16 protein-coding genes are annotated in these 12,705 nt (G+C 42.3%); 8 read left to right on the top strand and 8 right to left on the bottom strand.

Annotated elements, in window-relative coordinates; genetic code table 11:
• Positions 1–19: 19 nt before the first annotated feature.
• The 6 genes from G3341_RS20460 to G3341_RS07105 all read right to left on the bottom strand — a co-directional run bounded on the left by G3341_RS20460 (position 20) and on the right by G3341_RS07105 (position 4,729).
• Entirely contained in the window at positions 20–193 is a 174-nt protein-coding gene (locus G3341_RS20460; RefSeq protein ID WP_167520916.1) for a hypothetical protein, read from the bottom strand.
• Positions 175–645 carry a lysozyme gene (locus tag G3341_RS07125; protein ID WP_163861015.1) on the bottom strand — a complete coding sequence of 157 codons (471 nt, stop codon included), beginning with the start codon at positions 643–645 and terminating at the stop codon, positions 175–177. Before G3341_RS07125 ends, G3341_RS20460 begins: the two co-directional genes overlap by 19 nt.
• Positions 645–914 carry an HP1 family phage holin gene (locus G3341_RS07120; RefSeq protein ID WP_154621882.1) on the bottom strand — a complete coding sequence of 90 codons (270 nt, stop codon included), beginning with the start codon at positions 912–914 and terminating at the stop codon, positions 645–647. Before G3341_RS07120 ends, G3341_RS07125 begins: the two co-directional genes overlap by 1 nt.
• A 628-nt stretch (positions 915–1,542) precedes the next feature.
• Positions 1,543–1,974 (bottom strand): antiterminator Q family protein, encoded by a 432-nt coding sequence (locus G3341_RS07115; RefSeq protein WP_163861014.1) that lies wholly within the window; start codon positions 1,972–1,974, stop codon positions 1,543–1,545.
• A 301-nt stretch (positions 1,975–2,275) separates the two neighbouring features.
• Positions 2,276–4,513 (bottom strand): VapE domain-containing protein, encoded by a 2,238-nt coding sequence (locus G3341_RS07110; RefSeq protein ID WP_163861013.1) that lies wholly within the window; start codon positions 4,511–4,513, stop codon positions 2,276–2,278.
• 3 nt (positions 4,514–4,516) lie between these two features.
• Complete coding sequence (locus tag G3341_RS07105) at positions 4,517–4,729, bottom strand: helix-turn-helix domain-containing protein (RefSeq protein ID WP_154621885.1); 213 nt, start codon at positions 4,727–4,729, stop codon at positions 4,517–4,519.
• A 115-nt stretch (positions 4,730–4,844) separates the two neighbouring features.
• On the opposite strand from G3341_RS07105, the gene G3341_RS07100 reads away from it, so the two are divergent.
• Both G3341_RS07100 and G3341_RS07095 read left to right on the top strand, forming a co-directional pair.
• Positions 4,845–5,468 carry a LexA family protein gene (locus G3341_RS07100; RefSeq protein WP_154621886.1) on the top strand — a complete coding sequence of 208 codons (624 nt, stop codon included), beginning with the start codon at positions 4,845–4,847 and terminating at the stop codon, positions 5,466–5,468.
• 484 nt (positions 5,469–5,952) lie between these two features.
• A complete protein-coding gene (locus G3341_RS07095) occupies positions 5,953–6,189 on the top strand; it encodes a hypothetical protein (protein WP_163861012.1) in 237 nt (78 codons plus the stop codon).
• 29 nt (positions 6,190–6,218) lie between these two features.
• Here the strand turns inward: G3341_RS07095 and G3341_RS07090 are convergent, their stop codons facing one another.
• Positions 6,219–6,614, bottom strand: coding sequence for a hypothetical protein (locus G3341_RS07090; RefSeq protein WP_154621888.1), 396 nt, complete (start codon positions 6,612–6,614; stop codon positions 6,219–6,221).
• Positions 6,615–6,759: 145 nt separating this feature from the next.
• On the opposite strand from G3341_RS07090, the gene G3341_RS20860 reads away from it, so the two are divergent.
• From G3341_RS20860 to G3341_RS07080, 3 genes are all read left to right on the top strand, one after another.
• The gene (locus G3341_RS20860) at positions 6,760–6,894 is read left to right on the top strand and encodes a hypothetical protein (protein ID WP_276123071.1); all 135 of its coding nucleotides are present in this window, start codon (positions 6,760–6,762) and stop codon (positions 6,892–6,894) included.
• Positions 6,895–6,903: 9 nt separating this feature from the next.
• Complete coding sequence (locus G3341_RS07085; protein WP_163861011.1) at positions 6,904–7,605, top strand: hypothetical protein; 702 nt, start codon at positions 6,904–6,906, stop codon at positions 7,603–7,605.
• Between the two features lie 508 nt (positions 7,606–8,113).
• Positions 8,114–8,665, top strand: coding sequence for a DUF2815 family protein (locus G3341_RS07080; RefSeq protein ID WP_163861010.1), 552 nt, complete (start codon positions 8,114–8,116; stop codon positions 8,663–8,665).
• Here the strand turns inward: G3341_RS07080 and G3341_RS07075 are convergent.
• Entirely contained in the window at positions 8,657–9,220 is a 564-nt protein-coding gene (locus G3341_RS07075) for a hypothetical protein (RefSeq protein ID WP_154635753.1), read from the bottom strand. The genes G3341_RS07080 and G3341_RS07075 overlap by 9 nt on opposite strands.
• Before the next feature lie 19 nt (positions 9,221–9,239).
• On the opposite strand from G3341_RS07075, the gene G3341_RS07070 reads away from it, so the two are divergent.
• The 3 genes from G3341_RS07070 (at position 9,240) to G3341_RS07060 (ending at position 12,626) form a co-directional block, all read left to right on the top strand.
• A complete protein-coding gene (locus G3341_RS07070) occupies positions 9,240–11,297 on the top strand; it encodes a DNA polymerase (RefSeq protein WP_163861009.1) in 2,058 nt (685 codons plus the stop codon).
• A 132-nt stretch (positions 11,298–11,429) separates the two neighbouring features.
• Positions 11,430–11,648: an ANR family transcriptional regulator gene (locus G3341_RS07065; RefSeq protein WP_154622134.1), complete on the top strand. Its 219-nt coding sequence runs from the start codon at positions 11,430–11,432 to the stop codon at positions 11,646–11,648.
• A gap of 717 nt (positions 11,649–12,365) precedes the next feature.
• Entirely contained in the window at positions 12,366–12,626 is a 261-nt protein-coding gene (locus tag G3341_RS07060) for a YfhL family 4Fe-4S dicluster ferredoxin (protein WP_154622133.1), read from the top strand.
• Positions 12,627–12,705: the final 79 nt, after the last annotated feature.

Below are 12,705 nucleotides of genomic sequence, written 5' to 3'. Positions count from 1 at the left end.
ACAATTACCGTCTAGAAAATTAAAAGTTAACTTGTCGCCCTTTGTAATGTTCGAATGCCTTCAAGCAACGTTTTTCTAAACTGGTTTTGTCAATAGCGCACGTGTTGTCAGTAAGCAGGTATACGCCCGAAACAATGAACACCATGAAATAAATAACAAAACCAGCAATAACCACTACAGCTTTCCATGACATATAGCGGCCTCCACTTCTCGGCGACTAACCAACCCACGCCACACTTTGCCACCCGCGTAAACCCATCTTTTTAACTCTTCACAAGCGCCATATTGATCACCTGCATTAAGCTTTTTAAGCATGGTTGATTTAGCGAATGCGCCGGTACCCACATTGAAAGCAAATGAATATAGTGCCGCTTTTGTGTGTTCGTTGATGGGAACTTTGATTAGCCGGTCGACCTGCTGTTTGGTTCTCATGAAATCCCGTTCTAACAGCTCGTTGCACTCTTCTTTTGAATAAACTTTATTAGGAACAATGTCTTTCCCTGTATGCCCATAGCAGACCGTTAATACCCCGCCGACATCTTCATAAGGCTCATATCTAACCCCTTCAAAATGCGCAATCACGGTTAAAGCGATAGCCGATGCCCCTGCACCTACAAGCACAGTTAATTTTTGTTTGAGTGACATTAGATATCCTTAGGCGCTTTTGCCATAAGTTCAGCCGCTATTCGTGCTGTCGCAGAGGGATTTTGTGGATCGGTTTTATGTACCAGTTCTTCAAATAAACGCGTTCGTTTTCGCTGCTCTCGTCGATTCATAAAGAAGGTGGCGAGTCCAAGAATGATGCTAAACGCCATCCCGATAATAAAGCCCCACTCATACAGCGATAAGCTTGCAAAGAATGCTGTAAGCCCAGCACTGCCGTAGGCTGCGTTGCTGTATTTATCCATACGCATAATCCCACCCCCTACGGAGTGCCCGAAATTAAAAGTTTTTGGGGATTTCTGTTTTTTCGCCCTCATTTGAGGGGATAAAAGAAGAAGTGATTATTTGAAGCATGATTTAGCTCATGCGGGCTGTTCCGTGCTACCAGAACTTTTTCAGCGTGTTATAGGTATTGTGAAGGCAGTCTTTCGTCAGTTTGAGTTTGCGCCATGCCTTATCAAGCATCAGTCACCTGCGGCTAATTTTCCCCACAATGAGAACCCTACTCGCTTTAATGCCGCTATGTGCAAGATAGAAGCTAGCAAATAGAGTTTTCATTGCCTAGAAAGCAAAAAAGCCACCGAGGTGACTTTTAAATAATTTCGTGAAAAACAGGTCTATTTAACATTATAGCCCTTACACGCCCCGCGATTTTTGAACTCAATTAAAATGTCACCTCAAACAGCTAAAAATCACTATCTTCTAGGCTATTTTTACTGTTTATCGCGAACAACATTTTATTAACAAATCGTCACTATTGCTGTTTAACTAAAAACCGGAGCGTAAGGTTTATTTTTGATAGTTTTTTTGCGGTCCCCAAAAAGAAAAGGCCCTCAAACTGAGGGCCTTTGCCATGGGTAGAACACCATTTTTATCAGATTAACACACATTTTGCGGTCGCACTAATTTCAGCGTATCGATTGAGTGTTTTTTATACAAAATATCTATATCCAATTGAATATTAAGTGCTTCTAAGAAACCCAAAACAAAACTTTCAGCAATTTGCATCTGCCTTCGCACTTCATCTTCTCGGATTTTGAACTTACGCCCAACGGCACGTTTAGATTTGCCCTTGATGTAATATTCTTCAAGATAAGCGCGCTCACGTTCCATACCGACGGTTGAAAGTTTAGCGACACATAAGTCAATGACTAAACCGTCCTCATCACTACACGACAGCCTATTACCACTAGATCTCGGTGAATAATCGCTAAAGCCTGCCGCCACTGTTGACCAACCTAACGCAGCATAATGATTACCAGCAGACCAGCCGCCCCAATGTGTCAAAATTTTCTGTATATCTCTGTTCATAGTTTCCGACCTGTGTTTTTCTGTACCAATTGCCCCAATTTCAGGCATCGATCACGACAAAAAGCATTTGGTTAACTGAAGCAAGTAAAAATAACTCATTGAGCAACTAGACAACCCATGACAACCTAGACAACCTATTTCTATTAATACTTTTTTAGCGCCGATATACTTATATGTGTATCGTTTTTTAAACGGTTGTCTAGGTTGTCTAGGTTAACTAATTAATGAATTATCAATATGTTAAAAGCAGACAACCTCGCGCTTATAGGTTGTCTAGGTTGTCTAGGTTGTCTAGGTTGTCTTATTCGCAAATAAATACACGTTGCTGCTTACCTTCAAGGAATTTACGCATCGATTTATACCCACAATTTTGCAGAACATTGCTAATTCGCATTTGTTCGCGTCTTGAGATATTTTTAGGATCGAGATTCAACGCTTCTCGCAAAACGTCGGCAGCACGTAAAAAACCACGCGTTCGCGGTTTTTCACCCGTCATCAAATCAGGCTCATCCAACCAACGTTCAATAATTTCTAACCAAGCGTCTTTAATGGTGTATTTTTCATAAATGTGTGAGGCTAAATATTCAGCGGCTTCATATTGGACACCATCCGCTTTAAACATTTCGCGGGCTTCGGCCCACAGTTGAAGAACATCACGCCGAATATCATCAACGTTGACCTTAATCACCTCGACCGGAAGCCAACGGCGATTCCCCGTACGGTCGGCTAAGAACTCGTCCTCATTGGTGGTACCGATAATTAATGAACGACGCGGGAACTGTGTGGCAAACTCCTTAAACTTTGGGATCCAGTTCTCATGTGTGCGGGTGACAAAGGCTTTGATGGATTCAAGCTCTTTCGTATTCAGTCCGCGTAGCTCGCCAATTTCAGCGACTAAACGACCGCGCATTTTACGTGCTAAGTCATCATCTTTTTCAGCAAAAGAGATTTCTGTAAAGAACGTCGGATCAGGGCATAGCGCCGCGACCCCCGTGGACTTCCCACATCCTTGAGCACCAATTAAGATAGGCACCATGTCAGCTTTAATCCTCGGTACCAAAACACGCCCTGCCATCGCCGTCCACATATAGAGAGAAACAGCGCGGGTATAAGGTGTGTTCTCCGCACCAAAATGCGTGTGGTAAAACGTCTCAACACGCCTAACGCCATCCCACTCTAGGTTAGTCAGCCACTCGATAGCCGAGTCGAATTGATTCTCTTCCGCAGCAAGTAAAACCACATCACGGATCAGCTCACGCCCTACAGGTTTAAAATCGCGCTTTTCCATCGCAATACGTAAACGCGAATAGTCCGCATCGCTAAACTGTTGCCATTCATTGGTTCCGGTTGGCGCGAACATAATTTCATCGCGAAAGGTATCAAAGCGAATTTCGATATCGATAAAGTCGGGGTGCATGACCGCTTTAGCCACATTATCAATGGTAGATTCTATCCGGCCATATTTATCACGCTTAAATGAAGGTAAAGGCAATGGCTTGTTAACGACTTGGATCGCCTCAAAATCGTCTACGGTTACAACCGCTGTTTTTAAACGCTCACAACCAGGGTTAATCCACCCTTCTTTTTGGGCTAACGTGAATATCGCTTGGTAGCCGGTGCGGTCAGCACGGAGTTGAGACCACTTATTTATTGCAGCCTCTTCATCGCCCTTATCTGCTTTAGCGGACCATTCAACCCATAACGCTTTGGCCTTATCTTCATAATCGGTATCTTTGAACCAGGCCAAACGATTACCCATATCAACCCAAGTTGGGTAATTTTCGGCAAAGCGTAATACCCGCGGATGCCACAGCGCAGAGCGAATATCCTCAAAAGTGTGACTATCAATGTGGCTTAAATCGACTAAACGCGTTAGGTCATCGCCCGATACTGTATTAAAATCAGAGCCATCAACAGCATTACTGTGCAAGACGAGATTGGATGCCAGAACGGTATCAACATTAATCACCGCACCATCGAACTCTAAGAATTCAGCGCCTTCATGCGGGGCAAATACCATATGAGATGGCTCATAAACAGAGCGATCCCATTTGACAGGCTCATCGCTTAACAGCTGGTAACAGTCCATGATCTCTTGTTCAACACGTGGACCTAATTCGGCATACATGTGAGCTGTCACGCTGTTATCTAGCATAATGCCGATGCGCCAGCGTTGCTCATTATTGGCGGTTGGGTGTTCATGGCTAGCCGTCGTATAACAAAAACAGCGGTACATACTCAGGACACCGGTTAACCGGTTCCAAGCATCTAAAGAGCAGCCATCCATATCTAACCAAAGAACGTGACGATGACCGGCATTAGCCGCACTACGCCCTTTGGTTTTATTGATCAACGCACCCCAAATATAATTAAGACGTGCCTTTTTCTCACGCATGGCCTCTATTGAGTCATTTGGAGACACATTAATCGTTTTTTTAAGCGCTTTGATAGCTAACTTATACTCATCAAAGCTAGGCGCTTGCGCTAATTGAGGACGATTATCCCTAGCGGAGCGCCCTACTGAATAGGTGATCCGCATAGGCTAAACCTTCGTTGAAACTGATGAGCCCTTTAACAACCACTCCGGGTCACACTGTAAAACTTGTGCTAATTCAAGGATAAATCGAGGTCGAGAAATGACATTACTCTCTATTCTATTGATCGCTTGTTGCGTTAAACCTACTTCTTCAGCTAAATCGTGCTGCGTATAACCAAGTAGCTTACGTCTTTGTTTTACTCTATTACCAAGTGTCATTAACGACCCCCTTTAACAATATTCGTAGTATTTCATCACCACAAAAACTGTTTGTCAAATACAATAAAATTAGTATTAATAGTGGGAGGTAAAAATACTCCTAGGAATCACAAAAATGTCACTAGCAACAAGGGTACGACAGCGTAGGTTAGCACTTAATTTAACCCAATCTGAATTAGCTGAACGCGCAAATATCAGCCAGCAATCTGTCGAGTCGATTGAAAACGGTAGGACACGAAAACCAAGAAATATCATAGAACTGGCTAAAGCTTTACAGTGTCACCCAGAGTGGCTACTCAATGGTAAAAGCATTATGCCAATGGCAGAGGTAAACTCTCGTAGAGTTCCCCTATTAAGCTACGTTCAGGCCGGATTATTTAAGGATGCAGACCCCATTACTGATCATGAAGGAAATTTTGAATATATCTTAGTTGATGATGATATTAGTGAAAACGCATTCGCACTAAGAATAGAAGGTGACAGCATGAACCCTGAGTTTAAAGAGGGGGATATCGTTGTTATCGACACGGAACTTTGCCCTAATCCTGGCGAATTCGTTTTTGCAAAAAATGGCGGAAATCAGGGAACATTTAAGAAGTATCGCCCGCTAGGCATTGGTACCGGCGAGTTTGAGCTTGTTCCGTTAAATCCCGATTATCCTACACTCAATAGCCACGACTACCAAATTGCGCTTATTGGTGTCATGGTGGAACACCGAATTTACCGTCGAAAAAGGTAATTTCTCCCCCCAATTCCTGCAAAGAGAGTTTTCTTGCAAGCAGCCAAGAAGACTCTTTGCCACATCTCCATATCATTTTTACTCGTTTAATTAATTTATAAAACAAATAGATAAGTATCTCACAGACTAAAATACAATTTTAACTGTTTACAAATACTATTTTTATAGTATTGTTATTCACACGACTTACTACATAACTAGTAAGATTTTGCTCTTTAACAATCTAGAAAGTCGGAACAGTACAAAGCCACCTGTTTAGACCCCTACGCAAAAATGCGACGTATTAGCAGGCACGATCTGTTTGCTAAGAAGGTTACTTCCGCACGAGAGTGAGAACGGCAAGGAATGGGCAACACTGGCAGTAAGGCGTTGTACAAACGCAAAACCACTCATTATAGGCCATTCAATGAGTGGCCTATAATGAGTTGATTAATAGGCAGGCGATGGAGATATGTGTGAATGCTTTACGAAACTAGGCAAGGACATGGAAAGTCGCATCAAAGCAAAACGTCCAGAAGACGCAAACCTACGATCCGCTGGGTGGAAACAGTCGGGCTTGTTTATGTCTAGCGGCATCATGTCAGTTAATTATTTCATTGAATACAGTATCAGTTATCAAGAATTCAAGAAGGACGGCACACCAAAAGCTCGCATGACTAGGCAGGATTTCCCCGTTACATTCTCGTTCTGCCCTTTCTGCGGCGTGAAATATAACAGCTAGCATCGTGTTTAGTTAAAAATGGTAGTTAACTACTTAGCTTTAAGCGAATCAACGCAACTTATTAGTGCATTTGCGGCATTGACTTGAGATTCATCTATGGATAAATAAATATTATCTGAAAGGCTAATGTCAATTCTTGCTCCGCCATAGTTATGGTTAAGGATATTGATAACCCCAAAACTATAGCCGGTTAGTGACGATTTATTTTTTATGTCTATGGGGTTTGTCATTTTTACAATCAATTTCTTGCTGTCGTACAAGTCATCTTTTAACTCAGCCAAGTAAATATTTTCACACTCAACAGAGAAGCCCTTCTCTTCTATAGAGTCTGGCCTAAATACAATACAAACATCATCCGGCTTGCACTGATTTGTAGCCATGCCAGATGCTGAGAACAAGATCGCAGCAGCAGTAAGTAATTTCACAATCATAATCCATTTATTTAAGTGAAATGGAGTATATCAGTATTTGTGTTTAATGATAACGCAAAGGAGTATTGTCAATGATCATCAAAAATACTCCACCTAATATTTAAAAAATAATTCTTTATTATTCCTCGGAAATCATTCAATGAAAAAAGCCAAAATTTTGCCATCGGATAAATTTCCGATGAATAACAACGTTCGCCGTTTACGTTATCAACAAAAACGTAAAGCTCTTAAACAAAATCCTAACACCACCTTCCCTATCACCTTATATCTTTGAGGTATCAAAATGAGTCTCGAACTAGCAATTAAAGAAAACACCGAAGTCATGCGCCAATTAATTGCCACAATGCAATCAGGCGCAGTCGCACAGCCTCATACCACATTAACACTAGATGCAGAATCTCAACTGAGCAAAGCTGAAACAAAAACAATCAGTAAAAAAGAAACTGCTAAAATAGACACACACTCTGTCATTAACCCGATTGATATTCATACCCTCAATTTAGAGCAACTCGCTGTCTTAGCGGTATTATTTAACGGTAACTTTGACGAACTCACGACTGAACAACTTGATAAAGTCAATGCAACCATAGCTGCTACGGGTAAACATCGAAATACCCAAGCCGATGCCCTCTATATGGCGCTAGTGAATTTAGAGGAAGTCACCAACTTACCAAATAACACCATCCACGACCTGTGTTTGGAAATGCTACGCCATTGGTCTGATATCGTCGGTATTACTGAACGTCGCGAATTTGCTATCGAACTTCTCAGGGCCGGTAAGGTCACGAGCAAAACGCCAGAAGATACCGACCCTAAAGTGCTGTTTGAGCAAGCTGAAAAACTCATTTTGCAGTTAGCAAAAGGCGGCTATCGCAATAACGCGGTTGAAATTCTTACTCAGTTTGGTGCTAAAAAATTAGGTCAAGTGCCCGAAGATAAATTAGCCGAAGTGGTTGCGCTGGCGAAAAAAGCCTTAGAAAGTTAACTCCCTGATATGCAGCAGGAACTTATCCTTAGAATTAACGGTACTCAATACGAAACCTGAATGGACTTTAGCAAGTACCGTCGCTCATACGCTGGTTGAATCTGTTTTACAAAATCGATAAGAAAATAGCTCAGGGCTAGGTCATATCCGTTAAATAAAACAGATAGCCCATAAGTTAATGCTGAAATAGCCGAGGCAATAAGCCCGCATGTTAACACCGTTTGGTAACTCGCCGTAGGAAAGAACTATTCTATACAAGCCACACAATATAAGGCTTAAAGCTAGTCACGAATAAATGGGGTAGCCAAGCTAAAATTGACAAAACCGAAAATTGGTTAAGCAAGTTAACCCTCATCGCTAGACAAAACTCGCGGCACTCATTCGCTGAGCTGAAGGTAAGCCTGTGGTTGTATTCCCCGCAGCCCTCATTATGAATCCTAAAAATGATTTTGATAATGTGACCGAAAAATCACTTATCGCTGATCCCATTTAATTAAAGGTCCCCAATATGAAAGTTAAATTATCCAACGTCCGTTTGGCATTCCCTGATTTATTTGAAGCAACCCAAGTTAACGGGCAAGGTGATTATAAATTCCGCGGAACGTTTCTCATCCCGAAAAACCGTACTGATTTAATCGAAGCGATTGAAAGCGCGATTAAACAAGCCGCTACCGCAAAATGGGGGGCAAAAGCCAGTGCTATTCTCAAATCAATTCGTGGTAATTCTAAACGTTTTAACTTCCGTGATGGTGATGAAAAGATTGAGTATGACGGTTATGCAGATCATATGTACATCAGTGCGAGCAATAAAGTGCGACCGCTGGTTATTGACCGTGACCGCACTCCGTTAACAACACAAGATCATCGCCCTTACTCCGGTTGTTATGTTAACGCAACCATCACCATTTTTGCCTATGACAACCAAGGCAAGGGTATTTCCGCCTCACTTGGTGGTGTTCAGTTCTTCCGTGATGGTGACGCTTTCGCAGGTGCCCGTGTCGCGAGTGAAGATGACTTCGACGACTTAAGCGTCGCCGAAGAGGAAGAATCACTAATCTAGTTCTCTTGTTATATTTGACGGGAAGGAATATTCGTATTTCTTCCCATAACTTGAAAGGTAAATTATTTCAACTTGAAAGTTATATGTTTTATTTTTTGTGTATCGAGCCATTTCATTTAAATATTTAGCACAATCTATTCTGGTAATTGGGGTACTAATCGCAATTAACGGCTCCATTTTATCTACTGCTAACGAATTTCCTTTTTTAGGGTACCCCATCCTTAAACAAGTTTGATTGAATTCAATTATATCCGCTAACGCTATAGAGGGACTTTTTTCGCTGGTATCAGATAAATCAAATTTCTGACCGTTTTTATCAATAACTATTAAATTTTCAATATAGCCAACGCCAGGACCATCATTATAAAAATAAAAACCTATCCCGTTATTATTAGGATCCGCTTGGGGAACAATAGAAATACGAGGCTGAACCGCACGAATAAAGTTAGCTTCCTGACTTTTATTTCCTGAATAAGTAAGGTAAACAGCCACGGCAGATACCGCTAGTGATAAAATTGCAATACCGAGTGCCAATCTATCCCTACTATTACTCATACATTACCTCCTATAAATTATGAAAAATACACTCTGGCTAGACCTCGAAACATTCAGTGAAAAGCCAATTCAATACGGTACGCATTCTTACGCAGAAACCGTTGAAATTATGCTTTTTGCTTGGGCGTTAAACAACGATTCAGTTAACGTTTGGGATATTACGCATAAATCCTCTATGCCTACTGAATTACAGCAAGCGTTAACAGACCCTAACACTATAATTTATGCACATAACAGCCATTTTGACCGCACCATGCTCAACCATAGTGGTATCAAAATAGATGTTAGTCGTTGGCGTGATACGATGGTACAAGCACTCGCGCACGGTTTACCCGGTGCTTTAGGGGCGTTATGTGACGTGCTTGGTGTGCCTTTGGATAAAGCCAAAGACCAAGAAGGTAAAGCATTAATACAGCTATTTTGTAAGCCTCGACCTAACAACTCAGCATTACGCCGCGCAACAAGCAAAACCCATCCCGAAGAGTGGAAGCGTTTTGTGGCCTATGCAGGGCGAGATATCGAAGCCATGCGCGAAGTGCACCAACGTTTGCCAAATTGGAACTACCGCGACAGTGAATTAAAACACTGGCATCGTGACCAACGAATTAACGATCGCGGGGTGTGTATGGATATTCAATTAGCCGCCTCCGCGATTAAAGCGGTTGAAGTTGAACAAAAACGTTTAGCCCAACTCACCCAAAAACTGACAGATAATGAAGTTCAGGCGGCAACTCAGCGTGATGCCCTACTAAAACATATCTCTGCCGCTTTTGGTGTTGATTTGCCTGATATGCAAAAAAGCACATTAGAACGTCGCATTAACGATCCTGATATTCCCTTATCTCTACGTGAATTGTTAGCCATTCGATTACAAGCCAGTAGCACCAGCACCAGTAAATACAAAGCGCTGATCAATGGCGTAAGCTCAGACGGTCGTTTACGTGGAACATTGCAATTTTGTGGTGCTTCACGCACGGGGCGTTGGGCGGGTCGATTATTTCAGCCACAAAATTTACCAAGGCCAACACTTGACCAAGAGACCATTGATAACGGTATTGAAGCGTTAAAAGCAGGATGTGCCGACCTCATTTACGATGACATTATGCAACTGACCAGCTCAGCTTTGCGCGGTTGCATTATAGCACCTGAAGGTAAAAAGCTTGTAGTATCCGACCTTTCCAATATTGAGGGCCGTATGCTCGCTTGGTTAGCCGGTGAAGCGTGGAAGATTAACGCGTTTAGCGAATTCGACAGGGGTATCGGCGCTGATCTCTATAAATTGGCTTACGCGCGCGCATTCAATATCAGTCCAGAAGAGGTTAATAAAGATATGCGCCAAATCGGTAAAGTGATGGAACTCGGCTTAGGTTACGGGGGAGGAGTCGCCGCATTCTTAACATTTGCCCTCACCTATGGTCTGAATTTAGAGGAACTGGCTGAAGCGGCATTGCCTAACATTCCACCCAAAGTGAAACACGAGGCGATCAGTTGGTATAGAAAATCGGTGGAAACCCAAAAAACCTATGGTCTCAGTGAAACCGTATTTATCACCTGTGACTCACTTAAGCGCATGTGGCGCAATGCACACCCCGAAACGGTCTCTTTCTGGTATGAATTGGAAAATACCGTGCGTCGGGCGATTGCTTCACCAAGGGTAACCTTTCCATGTCGTAAGCTTAAAATTAGACGGGATAAAGCATGGCTACGTATTGTTTTACCGTCAGGCCGCGCGGTTTGCTACCCCGCCCCACGTCATGATAACGGCCAAATCAGCTATATGGGGATTAATCCTTATAACCGCAAATGGCAACGTTTGAAAACCTATGGCGGGAAATTGGTAGAAAACGTAACCCAAGCCGCTGCCCGTGATATTCTCGCCAGTAACATGCCAATTATTGAAGATCACGGTTATGACATTGTACTCACCATTCACGATGAGGTGTTGACCGAGGCACTCGATACCCCTGCATTCAACCATGAACACTTATCCAAATTACTTGCCACCAACCCCGAATGGGCCTTAGACCTTCCGCTTAATGCCGGAGGCTTTGAGGCCTATCACTACAGGAAGGATTAAATTGTCCCGCTGACTACAATGACATTGGCTCCTATGCCGCCCAACGGTTACGCAATCTAATGCGTTGGTTGAACAACACACTTTATCTTCACTTTAATCTATCCATATCAATTTCATCTTTGAGAATCCTATATGACATTCATAAACAACGATAGCCCGTTGTATTTCCGCGCGGCTCGGGATGCGATTCGTCTTGAACAGGCAAAGAAATATTTTGAGGCTTCTAAAGCTTGGTCACAAGCCCATAGATTATCCCGATCACGAGATAACCAAATATGGAGCGAACGACGCTCTGACTTTTGCTTTATGCAAATTAAACGCGAACAGTATAAACTCGCGAGTCATAAGTAAAGTACATGAAAATGAACCAAAAATCGGTGGTATTGCTTATACATTGACGTCTCCTAATGGTCAAGATCCCCCCAGTAGGGGCGTATTCTGCCAGATGGTAACAACATGTTATGGAGTACAAAGCCCCAGTCAAAAGCCTCGCCCCGATCAATGACGGGAACACGCGAGGCTTTTTATATTCGGGGTTCGCCACGTTATTTTGGGTCGCAATAATCTTGAAAGGATACAAAGAGAAAAACACAAGGTCGTCATAAGTACTGCCAGATAGATCGCTACAATAATGGAAAAATTTGATAGGAACCTCTTCGGCGAAAGAGAGAGTTGATTGATAGGAAATTGAGCGCTTTTTCGCCATGTCATCGACGCGGCTTATTGAGCTATTTTAAAATGCTTATACGACAGTGAGTTATGTGTATAACTTAGGTAATTCTCAATACGATAAAGCGTCAGTATGATCATCAGAATCGGGGCTTTTGCCCTTTTGTGATACGATAGTCGGCATGAGATTACCTATTTATATCAACACATTAAGTATAAAGCTCACACATTCACTGTTTTTGAATCGATAAAAAGAATATGCGTTGCGGTTTTGTGTTATGAATTTAGGTTTTACAATGTAAAATAGACGGTATTAAATGGCAGCTCATCGCCAAAAATAACGAATACTGAAATAATATCACTCACTGACTTTAACTGAATAATATATAACCTATTGATATGGCACTATTAATTACCAAAAAATGCATCAATTGCGATATGTGTGAGCCTGAATGTCCTAATGATGCAATCTATATGGGCGATGAAATCTACGAGATCGACACAGATCTCTGTACTGAGTGTGTTGGCCATTATGATAAACCGACCTGTCAGTCCGTTTGTCCTATCACTAATACTATTATTACCGACCCCCAGCATATCGAAACCCAAGAACAACTGTGGGATAAATTTGTGATGATCCATCACGCTGATAAGATTTAATCAGTTTATACGTTTTGCCGTTCGTCGCTAATAAACCAACCTATGACTATGACGAAATGAGATACCCCGCCGTAAACGG

The organism is Providencia vermicola, assembly GCF_010748935.1.
Lineage (GTDB): Bacteria > Pseudomonadota > Gammaproteobacteria > Enterobacterales > Enterobacteriaceae > Providencia > Providencia zhejiangensis.
The sequence above is the reverse complement of the archived record's forward strand: the minus strand, read 5'-3'. Positions and strand labels throughout refer to the sequence as shown.

Coding starts and splice junctions, on each gene's coding strand:
- G3341_RS20460 (WP_167520916.1), bottom strand. CDS start 193: ATGTCATGGAAAGCTGTAGTGGTTATTGCTGGTTTTGTTATTTATTTC.
- G3341_RS07125 (WP_163861015.1), bottom strand. CDS start 645: ATGTCACTCAAACAAAAATTAACTGTGCTTGTAGGTGCAGGGGCATCG.
- G3341_RS07120 (WP_154621882.1), bottom strand. CDS start 914: ATGCGTATGGATAAATACAGCAACGCAGCCTACGGCAGTGCTGGGCTT.
- G3341_RS07115 (WP_163861014.1), bottom strand. CDS start 1,974: ATGAACAGAGATATACAGAAAATTTTGACACATTGGGGCGGCTGGTCT.
- G3341_RS07110 (WP_163861013.1), bottom strand. CDS start 4,513: ATGCGGATCACCTATTCAGTAGGGCGCTCCGCTAGGGATAATCGTCCT.
- G3341_RS07105 (WP_154621885.1), bottom strand. CDS start 4,729: ATGACACTTGGTAATAGAGTAAAACAAAGACGTAAGCTACTTGGTTAT.
- G3341_RS07100 (WP_154621886.1), top strand. CDS start 4,845: ATGTCACTAGCAACAAGGGTACGACAGCGTAGGTTAGCACTTAATTTA.
- G3341_RS07095 (WP_163861012.1), top strand. CDS start 5,953: ATGGAAAGTCGCATCAAAGCAAAACGTCCAGAAGACGCAAACCTACGA.
- G3341_RS20860 (WP_276123071.1), top strand. CDS start 6,760: ATGAAAAAAGCCAAAATTTTGCCATCGGATAAATTTCCGATGAATAAC.
- G3341_RS07085 (WP_163861011.1), top strand. CDS start 6,904: ATGAGTCTCGAACTAGCAATTAAAGAAAACACCGAAGTCATGCGCCAA.
- G3341_RS07080 (WP_163861010.1), top strand. CDS start 8,114: ATGAAAGTTAAATTATCCAACGTCCGTTTGGCATTCCCTGATTTATTT.
- G3341_RS07075 (WP_154635753.1), bottom strand. CDS start 9,220: ATGAGTAATAGTAGGGATAGATTGGCACTCGGTATTGCAATTTTATCA.
- G3341_RS07070 (WP_163861009.1), top strand. CDS start 9,240: ATGAAAAATACACTCTGGCTAGACCTCGAAACATTCAGTGAAAAGCCA.
- G3341_RS07065 (WP_154622134.1), top strand. CDS start 11,430: ATGACATTCATAAACAACGATAGCCCGTTGTATTTCCGCGCGGCTCGG.
- G3341_RS07060 (WP_154622133.1), top strand. CDS start 12,366: ATGGCACTATTAATTACCAAAAAATGCATCAATTGCGATATGTGTGAG.